The sequence below is a fragment of the Lentibacillus halophilus genome (genome assembly GCF_039522485.1).
Classification (GTDB): Bacteria; Bacillota; Bacilli; order Bacillales; family Amphibacillaceae; genus Lentibacillus; species Lentibacillus halophilus.
On record NZ_BAAADM010000009.1, the window covers coordinates 1 to 15,101 of the forward strand.

The following is a 15,101-nucleotide window of genomic DNA, read 5'->3' on the forward strand; positions in this document are numbered from 1 at the left end:
GCTCGCATGGTTCTGAGAGGGGAGTGATACACAATCAGCCGTTAGGCTGAGAGGTTCACTCCTACTTGACCCAACACAATTCTGAATTGTTTATGTGCCTGGCACCCGATATTCCCGATATCCCCGCACCCTACTAAAGACCCGCTGGCTGATTGGCATCTAAAATGGTAATTGCAAAAACAAGGATTATGGCGAGCAATATAGCTAAAGATAGGTATAGAAAGAGGGATTTAACTTTTGTCCCTACCGACGTTTGGTAGTATGTTTTCATTCGTTCAATCTCTTCCCTGATCTCCAAACGTCTGTTTTCATTTTTGTGGTAAATGGTTTCTGCTACTGACGCAAAATGACCATCAGAATCTGTTTCCAGTGTATCCTCTCTCATGTTCATTTCATTTAAAATACCTCGCAAAATGTCTTTCTCCGCCTTGTTCTTTTCAATTTCTGTACGCTTCTTTTCCTGTATAATCGGAAAAGTGAAACCTGTATTGTTTTGAAGATAACGATTAATTTGGTCTTTTCGCTCTTTTATTTTGACAAATAAGGACGTGAACTGGTTTGCAATGATCGTTTGTTCGGAATGATCTATATCGTTTGATTTGTCCGTATTGTTTTCCATAAAGAATTGAAAGTCTTCATTTATTTGCGTTATAACATTTTCTTCATGCTTCATGACTTCCATGTCTCTACGCTTTTTGAATTGTTTCCACCAGGTGACCGTACCAAAAATAACGATTAAAATGAGTATCGGGTCTGGTGAGATAAATAGAATGGGAAGCAGAACTAGCAGCCCAACTAACCAAATGTTCGGTGATAAAACACTAACAATCCGTCCACCATCGAGCGGGGATACGGGAAATAGGTTAAATAAATTAATAAGAGCACCGAGCTGAATCACAAGAGCCCAATAAGGATTACCTGTTGTCATATAAAGGGCGACTGCTGGAAGTATGGATAGTAATCCAGCTAAAGGACCACCATAAGCCACAAAAAATTCTGTTTTGGCACTCTCGATTTTTTTCGGGTCTATCCCAATGGCAGCTCCAAGAAATGGGATGAAAACCGCGGGACTTGTTGGAATATTTTTCATTTTGGCCGCTACAAGGTGTCCCATCTCGTGAATAAATATTAAGTAAACAAGTGCGGCTGCAAATTTCCATCCATAAAACATAGCATATGCCCAAAGTGATACAAACATCGAAGCTAGCGTAGCAAATTTCCCTACTTTCAATAAGGCTAGTAGCCATTTAGCTTTGGTTAACAAAAAAGCTCCAATGACGCCCAGCCATCCCCAATAACTTTTACTTGTATCTTGTTTAGCAGTTGCCATTATAATCCCCCACTCATTGTTGCTTTCATCTATATTAACCAGTTTAACATATAGCATCGGTATTGGTGCCTGGCACGCGCACAATTCTGAATTGTTTTGGTGCCAAGCACTTGATCTTCTTGATATTGGCACTTGATATTCTACCGGCGTCCATCTTTTAATAAATCCTCATTCGACATAATTTGGCAAAATTCGGGAAGTGACAGGCACGTGAACTACTAGAAGATTTTGAAAAGACTTCAATCGGTTTTGGTTTACAATTGTCAAGAGTATGGTATTATAAAATTAAAGTATGCATAAGATAAGCATAACGGATCGCACCCCATCAAGAGGGTGGCTCCATTAGAAGTGACAGACCTCCCGGGGAGCTGCTAACTCAGGGGAGGTCTATTTATTGTTACGACTGGACAACAGGTAAACAAGTACCCGAAAGAAATCATCAGGGATAACACTTGGTAAACGTCACCACAGGCATCACCCCCTTTCACAGGGGATAGCCACCCTCCCTTGAGTAGTCGATCCGCTATGCTCGTTTATATATAACACAAATAAATGATGCGAACTATTGTTCTTCAAACATTCCTTGCTCAAAAATCACCGGAAGCATAATTCCTGATTTTTTAATTCGAGGTTATCCTTTACTTCTGCCAAATATTTTGCGGTTTGCTGATAAGTGTCAAAAGATCCCTATATGTAACCAGATGAGGTTTTTGACGTTATATTCGCAAGTGCTTGTCAGTTCATTTTTTTGAACGTGATCAGTCTCTCTGGGCTATTTTTGCCGATGCATAATCACTATATCATTCCGACAATGCAATTTTTATATGAGCCAGGTGGTGCTCTTCATGCCAGGCCAGTTTTGCCACTTTTTTTGCCACTGTTATCTCGGTGTTATTCTCCAGGGTAAACCCGATCTACAGGAATTTAGGACACTTTTATTAAAATAACGTTTAACTCGCTATATGTATATCATAAATTTTCTGTTGTTCAAATGTAGTAAGCGTTAAATAATTCTCCCCGCAATTGTCAAAGCTCCAACATGCATAAGACGGCAGGCTCCAGAACTGATATATTATTCATATTTTATGGAAAAATAAAAAACTACCCAGATCATCCAACCCGGGTAGTTTTCATGATAACTTATTTGATTGGTAATTCTTCTATGCTATCAATATCCATGTATTCCGGAACAACAAATCCTTGCTTTGCTCCCTCTAAGTTAGGACCTAAATCTACAATTTCATCTTTATATTCCTCGAAATACTCAGCTGAACCTGAAGGGAGCCAGGCCATTAACATGCCATCAATTTCACCGTCAGCAAGCGACTGCCATGCAACACCCATGTCTACCACCTTTAACTCAACATCATAACCTAATTCTTCCATAGCTATCCTGACTACATTTATTGAAGCGGCTGCGGACGACCAATTAACATAGGCAAGCTCCACACTCTCATCTTCTACTGGTTCGATATCCTCTTTCCAACCGTCTACTTTACCCCGATTATTTTCAACCCACTCCTTAGCCACATCTTTCGCTTCAACGTCATCATTTTTCGTTTCTGATAAAATTTCATTCATATCTTCTGGATTCCATTTAAAGTTGTCCAGGAATTCATAAGCAGAAGCCTTTTCGTCCTCAAGACCCTCTCTCACCAATGTATGGATTTTTTCGGCTTCACCTAAATGGCCTTCAGGGTCATCTAAAAACTTCAAATCATATTCTTCAAATGCCCAGTGTGGCTGCCAGAGTGTTACAACAATCGGTTCTTCATTTTCAATAGCTTCATCTAAAGTCGCCAACATGGGGCCTTCAGAACTGGGTGTTAAATCAAGGTCTAAGTCATAACCTTCAACAGCATTTTCAGCTATATCCATGGTTCCCGAACCTGGATCAATTCCTACAATTTCCTCAAGGTTAGCTGCATCATTTTTTGCATCGTTTGTATCATTACTTTCTGCTTCACCAGACTCCTCTTGACAACCAGCCAGTATAACGATAGCACTGATACTGATAAGAACAAACCATTTTTTTGAAAGTAATTTCATTTTCTTTATTACCATCCTTTCTATAAATTGTATTGTGGTCTATTTACCATTGATTTTTCACACAAGGTTCCGCTTTAATATTCTAAAAATTTGAAGTCTGGCATATACTGATCTAACTAGTGTGTGTTTTCAGGCTAAGGAACGCTGAATTTTTTTCAAAGATAGATTGTCATCTGCTAAATTGTTTGGGTCTACGAGGGTTTGGTTTTTAATCATTCTTCTAACAGGCAAAGCATTTTTGGCCTGATTAGAAATGAAAACTGCCTGAATCATATTTTGATCATCTAAATAAAAATAAGTGAACGTGTTTGATTCCATCGATCCGCGCTGAACAATCTTAGACCATGTCTTGGCATGTCCAAAGTATTGAAAATGACTTCCATATTGATCTGACCAAAAGTATGGTGTATACGTATAAGGCGACGACTGCGAATAAATGATGTTCTTTGTCACTGTCTTAGCATGATTGACGGCATCATCCTAATGTTCGGCATGGATTGGCCCTGAATGGTATCAATCCCCCGCCGAATAAATGTCAGCGATCGATGTTTCACCATATTCGTTAACAGTATAACCATCTTCCATTTCTAATTGCGGGTGAGTCAGCTCCAATAAAACCCGCTCCTATAGTAATGGCTTCTTTCACATGTTGCATATGTCGCTTAATGGCTATGGCATCTGCCATCCTGCATAAATAAAAAATGCCTTTAAGGTGATCACCTTCTATGGATAATGTCCTTAACTTTAATCCTGTCGCGATCATAAGCTTATCCCACTCATAATAAGAGTCATCTTTTTTCGTGATGGTTTTGAACCGGATTTATGTCTGTTACCTCTTCACCGAGCTTTAAGTCTATGTTCATATCTTCATAGAACTCGTGATTGCGTAATAAAACATCCGAATCATCCGTCTCCCCAGTCATTCATTGCTTTGACAAAGGAGGGACGATCATAAGGCAGCTGATTGTCGCGGTCCATCAAGACAATCCGGCCTTCATGGTTTCATTTTATTTGTTACTTATCCTTATCTGCCAAAGACCGATAGTCTATGTTTTTAAAAAATTAAAACCAATCGATAGGAGCAGGACGCAAGTTACGATAAACATGCTTGGTTTCCTGGTATTCCTCAAGTCCTTTTTTGCCAAGCTCACGGCCAATTCCTGACTGTTTATAACCACCCCATGGCGCTTGCGGGAAGTAAAGGTTCACATCATTTATCCAAACAGTCCCCATTCGCATCTTGGCAGCACAGCGTTCAGCTTTGGCAATATCGTTCGTGAAAACACCACCGGCAAGACCGTAAATTGAATCGTTAGCAAGGCGGACCGATTCTTCCTCAGTTGAGAATTTCTCCACCGTAATAACTGGGCCAAATCCTTCGTCCTGCACAACGCTCATATCCGTCGTGCAATCAGTCAGTACTGTCGGTAAATAGAAGAATCCATCTTGCAGCTGCGAGTCATCAGGTTTTTGTCCGCCGACTGCAACCGTGGCGCCTTCCTTCTTGCCGTTTTCGACATAATTGGCTACTTTAGCTAAATGTTCCTTAGAAATAAGCGGACCCATTTGGGTTGATTCCTCAAAACCGCTGCCAAGCTTAATATCCTTAACCCGGTCAATGAGCGCATTAACAAAATCATCATGAATGCTCTCTTCTACGATTAGACGGGTTCCTGCTGAACAGATTTGTCCAGCATGGAAGAATACCGCATTCATCGCTTGATCAACCGCCGTGTCAAAATCAGCATCTGCAAAAATAATATTTGGGTTTTTACCCCCCAGTTCCAATGCCACATTTTTCACATTGGAACTCGCGGCCTGCATAATCCGTTTACCTGTTTCAATACCGCCCGTGAACGAAATAAGATCCACTTTATCATTAACGGAAAGCTCATCACCTACAGAGTCTCCAGGGCCAAGAACCAGATTGACAACGCCCATTGGGATACCGGATTCTTCCATAAGTTCAAATACTTTAATAGAAGTCAGTGGTGTCATTTCGCTTGGCTTCATGACAAGTGTGTTGCCAGCTGCCAGTGCTGGCGCCAATTTCCATGAAGCCTGAAGCAATGGGTAGTTCCATGGCGTTATTTGTCCGCAAACACCAACAGGTTCGTGAACCGCCCTGCTTGTTGAGTCAGGAATAGGTGAATCGATAATGTCGCCGCCATCCTTGTCGGCTATATCAGCAAAGTAACGGAAAACACCAGCGATATCATCCATATCCTCGCGGCTTTCTATTATTGTTTTACCCGTGTCTAATGATTCAAGTTCTGCTAGTTCTTCATGATCACGTTCAATCAATTCCGCAATTTCATGGACTTTCTTGCCACGGTCATGAGCCGGCCAATGGGGCCATTCACCATGGTCAAAGGCCCCTCGAGCAGCATCAATTGCGAATTTTGCCTCTTCCCTGCTGCCTTCCGCTGCTGTTGCAATGGATTCTTGATTGTAAGGATTAATAATGTCCCGCGTCTCACCAGAGTTCGCCTCAATCCACTTACCATTAATGAATATCTTTTTCATATGTCACCTCATAAATCATCAAAAGCTTTATTTATAGACAACGACATTGTCTTCTTCAATTGTTACTTCAAAGCTGCGTAATTTTTGTTCAGGATCAGCAAGCATGCATCCATCATTTTTGACATCATATTCAAGCCCATGCCACGGGCAGCGAAGAACTTCACCATCTTTGATATATTCATATTTACCATGGACACTGGTGCGCTTATTATCACCGGATAAAGCACCCTCCGATAGCGGAGCGCCTTGGTGCAGACAACGATTGGCGAATGCATAAAATTCATCGTCTTTTGTGCGACACACAACGATCGGAATGATACCTAATGAATCACTTTTCATCTCGCCGGGGTGAATAGCTTCTTTTTCACAAACAACTTTCCTCATGTCGTAACACTCCCTTGCATTTGCGGCAATTTAGGGTAAGAGGCTCTCGCATTTTCAGAGAAAATCTTCTCTTCCAATGTCTTATCCAGCTTCGGAAGTGCCTGAAGTGGTGAATCATAATCCCAATGTGGATAATCCGTTGAAAAACAGATCATATTTTCAGACCCCATTTGATCCACATACTGCATAAATTCTTTTTCGCTCATCTCTTCAACAGGTTGTGTTGTAAAACGGATGTGATCCCGCACGATATCACTTGGCATCCGGTTCACCCAAGGCACCTCATGACGAAGTTCCTTGTACTGCTGGTCCATCTTTTTCATCAGATGCGGAACATGCGTGAATCCACCCTCAATCATGATGAGATGTAAATTAGGGAACTTTTCGAATACACCGTTGAACACCATGTTTGAAACCTCAATCATATGCGACGTTGGCACCATCGTATGCCACTCGATAAAGTAACGCGGCCAATCTCCGAAATGCGTTGGCGGTTCATTATGATGCATCCCAATTGATAGATTATGGCGCTCGGCGGCTTCATAAATCGGATGATAGTACGGGTTTCCCCATGATGTTTTATCGATTGGCAGCAATATCTGAACCATTTTTGGATGTGAACCGACTCGTTCAATTTCACGAACGGCTTGTTGTGGGTCTTGAGCCGCTATATGTACAGAGCCATATAGACGATCATCCTTTTCGAGCCAGTTTTCAATTTGCCAATCATTATAAGCACTTGCTAAAGCTGTCGCCATTTCATACCAACCATGCATTGACGATGGCGATGGATCTAAAGCTCCGGTTAAAATACCATATTCGTGCCCATTTTCATCGAGCAGTTGCTGCTGCATAAAACCCAAATCACTTCCCGCAGCCCCTCCATCAGGCGTTACAGCATCTGCACGATCAACGCCGGCCACAGTTGGCTGCGTGTAAGGCATATGTTTTTCCTGCATCCAATGATTATCCTCTATATAGCGCCTCCACGGATTATCCAAATAAGGCAGTAGTTCCGAATAGGTAGCTCGTTCATGGATATCTGTGTCAATAAGACGACGCTGTTTAGATTTTTGCGACATACAAACAACTCCTTTAACTAGTAATTTTCATGTGTATGAACAGTTCATACTTTTTTAACTGTTTGTAGTTTATAATAGAGTATAAACTTCTGGCAACCCCGAAATTATGAATTGAGTGAATTCAGTGCGCTTCAGTGAAGTTCAGTGCGCTTCAGTGAGCTGTTTTCTCCAAAAATCTTAAAATAATAAGAAAAAATATTATGATTATTCAGATTAAAGGACAGAGGTATTGGTGCCTGGCACGCGCACAATTCTGAATTGTTTTGGGTCAAGTAGGAGTGAACCTCTCAGCCTAACGGCTGATTGTGTATCACTCCCCTCTCAGAACCATGCGAGCGGTTTTCCCGCACACGGCTCCACCTATCATCTTCACAGAATGTAATTAATATGATCTCGAAGTTGGTATATATTCACTTTCACAGTTGGTCTTGGAAGTGGAAATTTCTTTAGAAATAAAACAAATTTCTCCCATGTAAAAGACTTCTTCTGGCTTCTTCGATTGAGCCATAAAGAGTAGCGTTCTTATATTGTCACGAAACAAATCAACTGTTGGTGAATTGTCTGTGATACAATAATAATTATAGTATCCTATAAGCGACCTTCGTATTCTATCCATGATAAATTCGGCACTTTCGGTTCTGTTTTCTTTTAGCCATTTCTTAGTTTGACGCAACTTCGCTCTCATCTTCTTGTTGTCAGTTTTCCGTTTAACTCTGAACTTGCCTTTCTGACTTTGGCTGCAGTAATGCGTGAAACCCAGAAAATTAAACGTCAGGGGTTTCCTATTTCCATTCCGCCTACTGTTCTTTTCCGCAAATCTGCCAAAGGGAATAATGTTCGTCTTGTCCTCTGCAACTTCAAGGTTAAATTTCGGCAAACTCTGTTTGAGGCCTTCAAAGAACTTATACGCGTCCTGCTGATATTGAAAACGGCACACAAAATCGTCCGCATAGCGGACGAGGTACGCTTGTCCTTTATATTCTTTACGTACTTTACGCTCAAACCATAAGTCCAGGACATAATGGAGATAAACATTTGCCAGAATAGGCGAGACAAGGAAGCGCGGGGACGGTTCCCGCGCTTCCAAGAGGGCTTTGCAAAGTCAGCTGAGAAATTTGAGCTCAGCCCCCAAGTTCACATAAACAGGCAAATTGTGTTTTGGTAAAAGGGAAGCATGAGAACCGTCCCCATGCTTCACAGAAGTGACAGACCTCCCGGGGAGCTGCTAACTCAGGGGAGATCTATTCATCGTTACGACTGGACAACAGGTAAACAAGTACCCCCTGATCTTTGATAAATTGATAATAAGCAATTCGCTAAATATTATAATATTCAAATATTTACGTTCATAAATATCTCCTAACACATCCGGCATATGCTATGTAAGAAGGCGTGCTCTGGGCGGACAAAAAGGAATCGTCCCTGTCGATTGCCGAATCAAATTAAGACCGGACCTTCCACTTATCAAGCCGGAAACCTATACAAAATACGGGCTATACATATACCCCATGAAAACACGCTGCAGACGTTCGTTAATCTGCTCCATGCTCAGATCTCTTTCTTTTTGTGAATCGGACCACGTCGTCATATGTGTGTGATCTGGGTCGTTTTCATCTGCCATAATTCGAAGGTATGCTTCAAAACCACCTTCTCCGCCGACATCTTCCGGAGGTCTGAAGCCGGCACCTTCCAGATAATAGGGCCGCAATGCCTGTGATGTCACCGTTTTTTCCAATGTAATCACATGTCCCCAACTGTCACCAAGATCATATTCATAATGGATTTGCCCCGTCATCGGAAAAACATCTTCCAATAACGTAAACCGGTCCCGCCCCATTTCATAGCTTTCAAAATCAAATAAATCCAGCGTATCCGCTACGTCCTCCATCACAATTTGCAGAGGTTTGCCGTCGGGACGATCCACAGTGAATACATGCAGATGAGAATTATGCCAATCAAAAACGGCTTGGATCACATTATGAAGCTGCCGGGACGTTTAAAAAGAAGACAGGATTTGATACGATGACATCAAGCACATCAAAAAGAATCAATGAGCGCGTACCGGCACTGACTATACATTTTTTACAATGAAGGAGGATGTTTTTTATGGAACTGCTATCGAATGAAGCCATTCAGGATGCATTAAACCGTTTTCCGGAATGGGAATTAGTGGATGAAAAATGGCTGCAGCGGAAATACAGTTTCCGAAAATATCTACACGGCGTTGCCTTTGTCCACCAGATGGCTGTACATGCACAGGAAAGAAAGCATCACCCGCACATTGTCATCGATCACACAGCTATTACTGTGAGTATTTCAACACTGGATATGGGCGGACTGACAAACGTGGATGTAGAAATGGTGGAACATTTCGATAATCTATTTGAACAAGCAGAAAAATAATCGGATGAAAAGATGGACGATTTACAGGGTCGTCCATCTTTTTTATGCGACAAATGTACTTATTTGACAACGATAAATCATCTTAATCAAACGCGTCCTTTACAAACGCAGAACTGCACAAGCTAAACTCGTTCTTTCAACTTTGATATTTCTCTGTCGTGTTCACCAATCTTTTTGTCAAAATAAGTCAGATCATCTTTGGTCGCAACACGTTCTAAAGCTGCCATTGTCTGTTCGTGATATTCGGTTAATTTCCCAGTTTGTTCATAAACAATCTGAAGTTTGGATTCAATATTACTGAAACGTTCATTAGCAGACTGTTCAAATTCCGTCATTCGGTTCTCTGATGCGGTGAAACGTTCATTTGTATTTTGTTCAAATTCTGTCAGGCGATTATCAAGTGAGGTGAAACGTTCATTTGTGTTTTGTTCGAATGCCGTCAGTCGATCATTTGTGTTTTCTTGTGTTTGTTTGATCTCTTTTAGTTCAGAGAAAATCTGCTCCATTAACTGCTGATCCAACTGCTATCCCTCCCCCTCTTGGCATGACATTTGTTACCAGCGAATTAACCTCCAAGTGTCTAAAACTTCCTGTATGACTTGTGCCTTGATTGTCTATAATATACGTATTTCCCACAAGAATGTCAAGAACGATTGCCATCGGAGACTGAGACCAAAATTGATATCTAACGGCGAGAAAAATAAATGCTATTGTAAAGCGCGGGGACGGTTCCCATGCTTCCAAGAGGGCTTTGCAAAGTCAGCTGAGAAATTTGAGCTCAACCCCCAAGTTCACATAAACAGGCAAATTGTGTTTTGGTAAAAGGGAAACATGAGAACCGTCCCCATACTTTTCTCATCACAGGTAATAAAACCGGAAGACATGACCACTGCCCATGCGTAAGCTGGAAAAATATAAGACGTGTTGTATGGAGAAAGTGCAGGAATTTTGGTTAGCGATCAGAGCAATCGGTTCAGGCCGGAACATATAACAACAGGTGGGGAGCCCGCCGATTAATATTGAGATGGGCGGAATAGAACGGATGCCTCATATATTTTTATAAAGTTTGTACGTTGGGGGGATACGTAAAAGATTGCTGTATTCTTATAAATTAATCAGCGCTTAGGAATTGGTAGGTCTCAGTGGCACCTTAAACGAATGCCATATTCTTATTTCTGCTTGTTGAGGGCATTTAACCTTCAAGCTACTATTGTGCGTTTTTCAGTACTTTTACTTCCGCTTGTGTCTTCAATAAGCTATCAGATAGGACGGAAAGCTTGGAATCCACCATATCAACTTTTTCGGTTAATCGTTGATCCGCATCGGTTACTTTCTCTCCCATTTGAGTGATCTGGTCAGATAACTTCTTATCGGTTTGGTTGATTTGGTCGGTTAGTTTCTTATCGGTTTGATCGATTTGGTCAGATAATCTTTTATCCACTTCATTGATTTGCTCAGTTAACTTCTGATTAGTTTGGTTGATTTGATCGGTTAGTTTCTTATCGGTTTGATCGATTTGGTCAGATAATCTTTTATCCACTTCATTGATTTGCTCAGTTAGTTTCTGATTAGTTTGGTTGATTTGATCGGTTAGTTTCTGATCAACTTGATTGATATGTTCCGATAATTCCTTAACTGCTTGTAAAATTTCGTTATTAGTAATGTCTTTACTCATTTTCATCATCCTTTTTGAGTTTTAGTGATTTTTCGTCCATTCTTTCTGAACAGCAACCAAAACAGTCGGCTTAAACGTTTTAGATCTTACCATTTTCGAATATACGTTTATTCTATCGTCTATTAGTTTATCATAAGTTGCCGTTCTATTATAGTTTTTAGGGCAGTGTATAAGAGTCTGGCTATGGGGACAGTCCCCCGATATTGAGGGGGTACCCCAAATCTCCCATCAATCCCGACTAAACAAATCCCGTGTATACACCTTATCCTCAACGTCCCGCAAATCTTCCGTCATCCGGTTCGCCACAACAACATCCGATATCGCCTTGAACTCGTCAAAGTCATTCACGACGCGGGAGTTGTAGAATCTCTCGTCCGTCAGTGCCGGCTCGTACACAATAACCTCAATGCCCTTAGCTTTAATGCGCTTCATCACGCCCTGAATGGCGGATTGCCTAAAGTTATCGGAGTCTGTCTTCATGGTCAGGCGGTAAATGCCGACAACATCCGGGTTGCGCTCAATGATCATATTCGCAATGTGATCCTTCCTTGTCCGGTTGGCATCCACAATGGCCTGCATAATGTTATTCGGTACATCCTCGTAGTTGGCGAGGAGCTGCTTGGTGTCTTTCGGCAGGCAGTAGCCGCCATAACCAAAGGATGGGTTATTATAATGGCTGCCGATACGCGGATCCAGGGCGACACCGTCGATAATCTGCTTCGTGTTGAGGGCGCGCACTTCTGCGTAGGAATCAAGCTCATTGAAGAACGAGACACGCATGGCTAGATAGGTATTTGCAAATAGCTTAATCGCCTCGGCTTCGGTTGAATTGGTGAACAGGACGTCAATGTCTTCCTTCACCGCTCCCTGCACGAGCATATCAGCAAATGTCTGCGCCCGTTCGGACTGCTCGCCGACGATTACGCGCGACGGATACAGGTTATCGTATAATGCCTGCCCTTCCCTTAAAAACTCGGGGGAAAAGATAACGTTGTCGGTAGCGAATGTGACACTGGTCTCCTTCGTATAGCCAACGGGGACGGTGGATTTAATCACCATGACGGCTTCCGGGTTGATGTCCAGGACATTGCCGATAACCGTCTCCACGGTCGATGTATCAAAATAGTTCTGATCCGGGTCATAATTCGTCGGTGTGGAAATGACGACATAATCAGCGTCCGCAAACGCTTCCTCGCTGTCTGTTGTGGCGGTTAGATTCAAATCCTTATTAGCAAGGAAGTCTTCTATTTCGTTATCTGCAATCGGTGACTGCTTCTGATTGATCATGTCCACTTTTCCTTGAATGATGTCAAGTGCAACGACATGATGGTACTGGGCAAGCAGGACGGCATTGGATAAGCCGACATAGCCTGTCCCTGCAACTGCGATTTTCATACGATTCTCCTCCTGTGTATCCTGGGTGGGGCGGCTGCAGCCGATTCTGACGCGTTTGAACAAAGCGCGGGGACGGTTCCCGTGCTTCCAAGAGGGCTTTGCAAAGTCAGCTGAGAAATTTGAGTTCAACCCCCAAGTTCACATGAACAGGCAAATTGTGTTTTGGTAAAAGGGAAACATGAGAACCGTCCCCATGCTTTATTCAATATTCGACAAAGTTCAGGAAGTGACTGGCACGTAATTCACGCAATTGTTTCCAGTTGAAACAATTCATCTTTACCAATCAATAAAAACTCGGTTGAATCCTCGCCACTGAATAATCCTAACCTATTAAGACGATGCCATATTAAACCTTTGTCATTAAGTGTTATCAGAAATACGCAGTAGCATATATTACTATCATCAAGTTTTTTTGCCAATAATCTTAGGTATCTGATATCTTTAGTATGAAATGCATTTGGTTGTAATTTCACCTCGGCAAACTCCCCTTCCTGCCCATCCCAAGAACCAGCGTCAACAGTTTGACGCCGCTGGTCACTATCCTCTTTTGTTTCGAAGGGGGTTGAAGGCTTGTATATGACAGTTTTATTATTAACCAAGACTTTAGCACCATAGCCGATATTACAATCTTTACCTTCATTCCTCTTTTCAAAAATGATTTCAAACAACTTTTCAGGTACAAGTCCACGCATTTTCCTTATTTCATCATCAGTACTACATATATCAAAAAAATAATAGCATAATTCTTTCAACCGCTTTATGTCAGGTGGTGCCTTTTTTCCGCCTTTTATCAATGGGGCAAACCACTTCTGTATAAAACCTTTATAATTATCAAAGGTTATACCGGAACTAGTTCGCATGAAATCAACAAACCTATCCAATATGTACGGTGAGGCATGATATAAAAAGGATGCAATTTCATTGGCAAGCGACTCTAATTGTGGACTTTCATAATCTGATTTTTCAAAAGTTACTTTATCCAAACTCATCTATACATCCCCGTTATCTACGTGTTGATTATTATAAAGCGATTGGATAACATCCATCGTTGGTAACTGTATCGGTGGTATAGACATAAGCGAGGTTAAATGTGTAATGATACTTCTGGCGTAAGATAAAAGCTGTGGTACTATTTGAGCTTCTACATATTCTTCCATCTCGGCTTGTCCCAATCCCGTTGACTCAAAAACGCCACTATAAACAACTTCAATCTTCATAACAACTTCATTGGTATTATTGTCACGGCATAGAATCGTAGTTTTCAAAAACCCCTTATATTGGTCATCTATTTTATCGTATCTTTTTCCAAAACTAACTTCATTAACACCGCCACCAACTGGTATATCCTGATATTTTTCAACAGTCACATCTTCAAGAAAAGCGTTGGTCATCTTAAAATTCTTTTTCGCCATTTTATAATATTCGAATATTTTTTCTTGATCCATATCTGTTCCTCCTTCTATTACTATACTACAATAAAAGTCCTACTGTTTCCAGCAGGACTTTCGCTTTTATTTACGACCCATTGTTGTTCATTTTGGTGAATATCTACTGGTATAGGATACTGTATCGGTTCCTCATTAAATGGAGATCTGTATCTTTGTTCTTCTATAGTAGCAGTTTCTTCTGATATTGTTTCAATCAATCCATGAATTTCAGTAACGGTATCAGCAATAGAGGTGAACAAGCTATCTGGAATCTGACTTTCTGCATCCAATTTCAAAATCATATCCCGATAATCCAAGAAACCATGCAGCTCTTCAGAATCAGCTAAGTTGTACTGTAATATTTGTTTTATTTTAAACAAGCCATCTTCATTCAGCCAATCCCAAAAGTAAGCTGTCTCGTTATCCTGTCTTCTTTTTTCCTCTATAAGCTGATGAATATCGCGGTAATTCTCCAGCTTAATTACTAATAATAAGTCTAGTGATTTGAATATTTCATTCATTATTAAATCAACTTTTTTATCAGCATCCGTCCTAGTTTTTCGTTGAACTCCTATGAAATGCCATAAGTTATTGTTCATAGAAAGCCCCCTTAGAAAATTAAATCCCTTCATTATGTATACCTGAAATCTAATAATACCAAACATGTCACTAATTCACAATTATTTATTTCAATTTAATTTCAATAGAGATAATCACCCGTCTATACAATTATTAAGTATGCCTCTAAAAATAATTTATCTCAACTTTCGCATCTAAAAAACGCTAATAATTCCTTGATATGACTGAGCTAATCCGGAAAACAATATTAA

15 protein-coding genes and 2 pseudogenes are annotated in these 15,101 nt (G+C 41.0%); 1 reads left to right on the forward strand and 16 read right to left on the reverse strand.

Annotated elements, in window-relative coordinates; all coding sequences use genetic code 11:
* Nucleotides 1-133 precede the first annotated feature (133 nt).
* The 10 genes and pseudogenes from ABDZ72_RS02790 to ABDZ72_RS02825 all read right to left on the reverse strand — a co-directional run.
* Complete coding sequence (locus ABDZ72_RS02790; RefSeq protein WP_343751021.1) at nt 134-1,330, reverse strand: site-2 protease family protein; 1,197 nt, start codon at nt 1,328-1,330, stop codon at nt 134-136.
* An 800-nt stretch (nt 1,331-2,130) separates the two neighbouring features.
* Nucleotides 2,131-2,223: pseudogene (locus ABDZ72_RS02795) on the reverse strand (YfiT family bacillithiol transferase); the annotation flags it as partial.
* A 247-nt stretch (nt 2,224-2,470) separates the two neighbouring features.
* Nucleotides 2,471-3,379 (reverse strand): glycine betaine ABC transporter substrate-binding protein, encoded by a 909-nt coding sequence (locus tag ABDZ72_RS02800; protein WP_343751022.1) that lies wholly within the window; start codon nt 3,377-3,379, stop codon nt 2,471-2,473.
* A gap of 129 nt (nt 3,380-3,508) precedes the next feature.
* The gene (locus tag ABDZ72_RS14370) at nt 3,509-3,832 is read right to left on the reverse strand and encodes an oxidoreductase C-terminal domain-containing protein (protein ID WP_425542336.1); all 324 of its coding nucleotides are present in this window, start codon (nt 3,830-3,832) and stop codon (nt 3,509-3,511) included.
* 109 nt (nt 3,833-3,941) lie between these two features.
* Complete coding sequence (locus tag ABDZ72_RS14375) at nt 3,942-4,142, reverse strand: hypothetical protein (RefSeq protein ID WP_425542337.1); 201 nt, start codon at nt 4,140-4,142, stop codon at nt 3,942-3,944.
* 299 nt (nt 4,143-4,441) lie between these two features.
* Complete coding sequence (betB, locus tag ABDZ72_RS02805) at nt 4,442-5,905, reverse strand: betaine-aldehyde dehydrogenase (protein WP_343751023.1); 1,464 nt, start codon at nt 5,903-5,905, stop codon at nt 4,442-4,444.
* A gap of 27 nt (nt 5,906-5,932) precedes the next feature.
* Nucleotides 5,933-6,289: a Rieske (2Fe-2S) protein gene (locus ABDZ72_RS02810; protein ID WP_343751024.1), complete on the reverse strand. Its 357-nt coding sequence runs from the start codon at nt 6,287-6,289 to the stop codon at nt 5,933-5,935.
* On the reverse strand, nt 6,286-7,371 hold the full coding sequence (locus tag ABDZ72_RS02815) for an amidohydrolase family protein (RefSeq protein ID WP_343751025.1): 1,086 nt from the start codon (nt 7,369-7,371) through the stop codon (nt 6,286-6,288). The genes ABDZ72_RS02810 and ABDZ72_RS02815 overlap by 4 nt, the downstream gene beginning before the upstream one ends.
* Nucleotides 7,372-7,753: 382 nt before the next feature.
* Complete coding sequence (locus tag ABDZ72_RS02820; RefSeq protein ID WP_343751026.1) at nt 7,754-8,458, reverse strand: reverse transcriptase domain-containing protein; 705 nt, start codon at nt 8,456-8,458, stop codon at nt 7,754-7,756.
* Nucleotides 8,459-8,848: 390 nt separating this feature from the next.
* A pseudogene (locus ABDZ72_RS02825) lies at nt 8,849-9,349 on the reverse strand (plasmid pRiA4b ORF-3 family protein); the annotation flags it as partial.
* 128 nt (nt 9,350-9,477) lie between these two features.
* Here ABDZ72_RS02825 and ABDZ72_RS02830 point away from each other — a divergent pair.
* Entirely contained in the window at nt 9,478-9,774 is a 297-nt protein-coding gene (locus ABDZ72_RS02830) for a 4a-hydroxytetrahydrobiopterin dehydratase (protein ID WP_343751027.1), read from the forward strand.
* Nucleotides 9,775-9,896: 122 nt separating this feature from the next.
* Here ABDZ72_RS02830 and ABDZ72_RS02835 read toward each other — a convergent pair whose 3' ends face one another.
* The 6 genes from ABDZ72_RS02835 to ABDZ72_RS02860 all read right to left on the reverse strand — a co-directional run bounded on the left by ABDZ72_RS02835 (nt 9,897) and on the right by ABDZ72_RS02860 (nt 14,870).
* Nucleotides 9,897-10,295, reverse strand: a complete 399-nt coding sequence (locus ABDZ72_RS02835; RefSeq protein ID WP_343751028.1) for a hypothetical protein — start codon at nt 10,293-10,295, stop codon at nt 9,897-9,899.
* Nucleotides 10,296-10,981: 686 nt separating this feature from the next.
* A complete protein-coding gene (locus ABDZ72_RS02840; protein ID WP_343751029.1) occupies nt 10,982-11,449 on the reverse strand; it encodes a hypothetical protein in 468 nt (155 codons plus the stop codon).
* A gap of 228 nt (nt 11,450-11,677) precedes the next feature.
* Nucleotides 11,678-12,844, reverse strand: a complete 1,167-nt coding sequence (locus tag ABDZ72_RS02845; protein WP_343751031.1) for a nucleotide sugar dehydrogenase — start codon at nt 12,842-12,844, stop codon at nt 11,678-11,680.
* A 242-nt stretch (nt 12,845-13,086) separates the two neighbouring features.
* Nucleotides 13,087-13,833 carry a hypothetical protein gene (locus ABDZ72_RS02850; protein WP_343751032.1) on the reverse strand — a complete coding sequence of 249 codons (747 nt, stop codon included), beginning with the start codon at nt 13,831-13,833 and terminating at the stop codon, nt 13,087-13,089.
* Nucleotides 13,834-14,289, reverse strand: coding sequence for a protein-export chaperone SecB (locus tag ABDZ72_RS02855; RefSeq protein ID WP_343751033.1), 456 nt, complete (start codon nt 14,287-14,289; stop codon nt 13,834-13,836). It lies immediately after the preceding gene.
* Between the two features lie 20 nt (nt 14,290-14,309).
* On the reverse strand, nt 14,310-14,870 hold the full coding sequence (locus ABDZ72_RS02860; protein ID WP_343751034.1) for a hypothetical protein: 561 nt from the start codon (nt 14,868-14,870) through the stop codon (nt 14,310-14,312).
* Between the last annotated feature and the right edge of the window lie 231 nt (nt 14,871-15,101).

Coding starts and splice junctions, on each gene's coding strand:
- ABDZ72_RS02790 (WP_343751021.1), bottom strand. CDS start 1,330: ATGGCAACTGCTAAACAAGATACAAGTAAAAGTTATTGGGGATGGCTG.
- ABDZ72_RS02800 (WP_343751022.1), bottom strand. CDS start 3,379: ATGAAATTACTTTCAAAAAAATGGTTTGTTCTTATCAGTATCAGTGCT.
- ABDZ72_RS14375 (WP_425542337.1), bottom strand. CDS start 4,142: ATGATCGCGACAGGATTAAAGTTAAGGACATTATCCATAGAAGGTGAT.
- betB (WP_343751023.1), bottom strand. CDS start 5,905: ATGAAAAAGATATTCATTAATGGTAAGTGGATTGAGGCGAACTCTGGT.
- ABDZ72_RS02810 (WP_343751024.1), bottom strand. CDS start 6,289: ATGAGGAAAGTTGTTTGTGAAAAAGAAGCTATTCACCCCGGCGAGATG.
- ABDZ72_RS02815 (WP_343751025.1), bottom strand. CDS start 7,371: ATGTCGCAAAAATCTAAACAGCGTCGTCTTATTGACACAGATATCCAT.
- ABDZ72_RS02830 (WP_343751027.1), top strand. CDS start 9,478: ATGGAACTGCTATCGAATGAAGCCATTCAGGATGCATTAAACCGTTTT.
- ABDZ72_RS02840 (WP_343751029.1), bottom strand. CDS start 11,449: ATGAGTAAAGACATTACTAATAACGAAATTTTACAAGCAGTTAAGGAA.
- ABDZ72_RS02845 (WP_343751031.1), bottom strand. CDS start 12,844: ATGAAAATCGCAGTTGCAGGGACAGGCTATGTCGGCTTATCCAATGCC.
- ABDZ72_RS02850 (WP_343751032.1), bottom strand. CDS start 13,833: ATGAGTTTGGATAAAGTAACTTTTGAAAAATCAGATTATGAAAGTCCA.
- ABDZ72_RS02855 (WP_343751033.1), bottom strand. CDS start 14,289: ATGGATCAAGAAAAAATATTCGAATATTATAAAATGGCGAAAAAGAAT.
- ABDZ72_RS02860 (WP_343751034.1), bottom strand. CDS start 14,870: ATGAACAATAACTTATGGCATTTCATAGGAGTTCAACGAAAAACTAGG.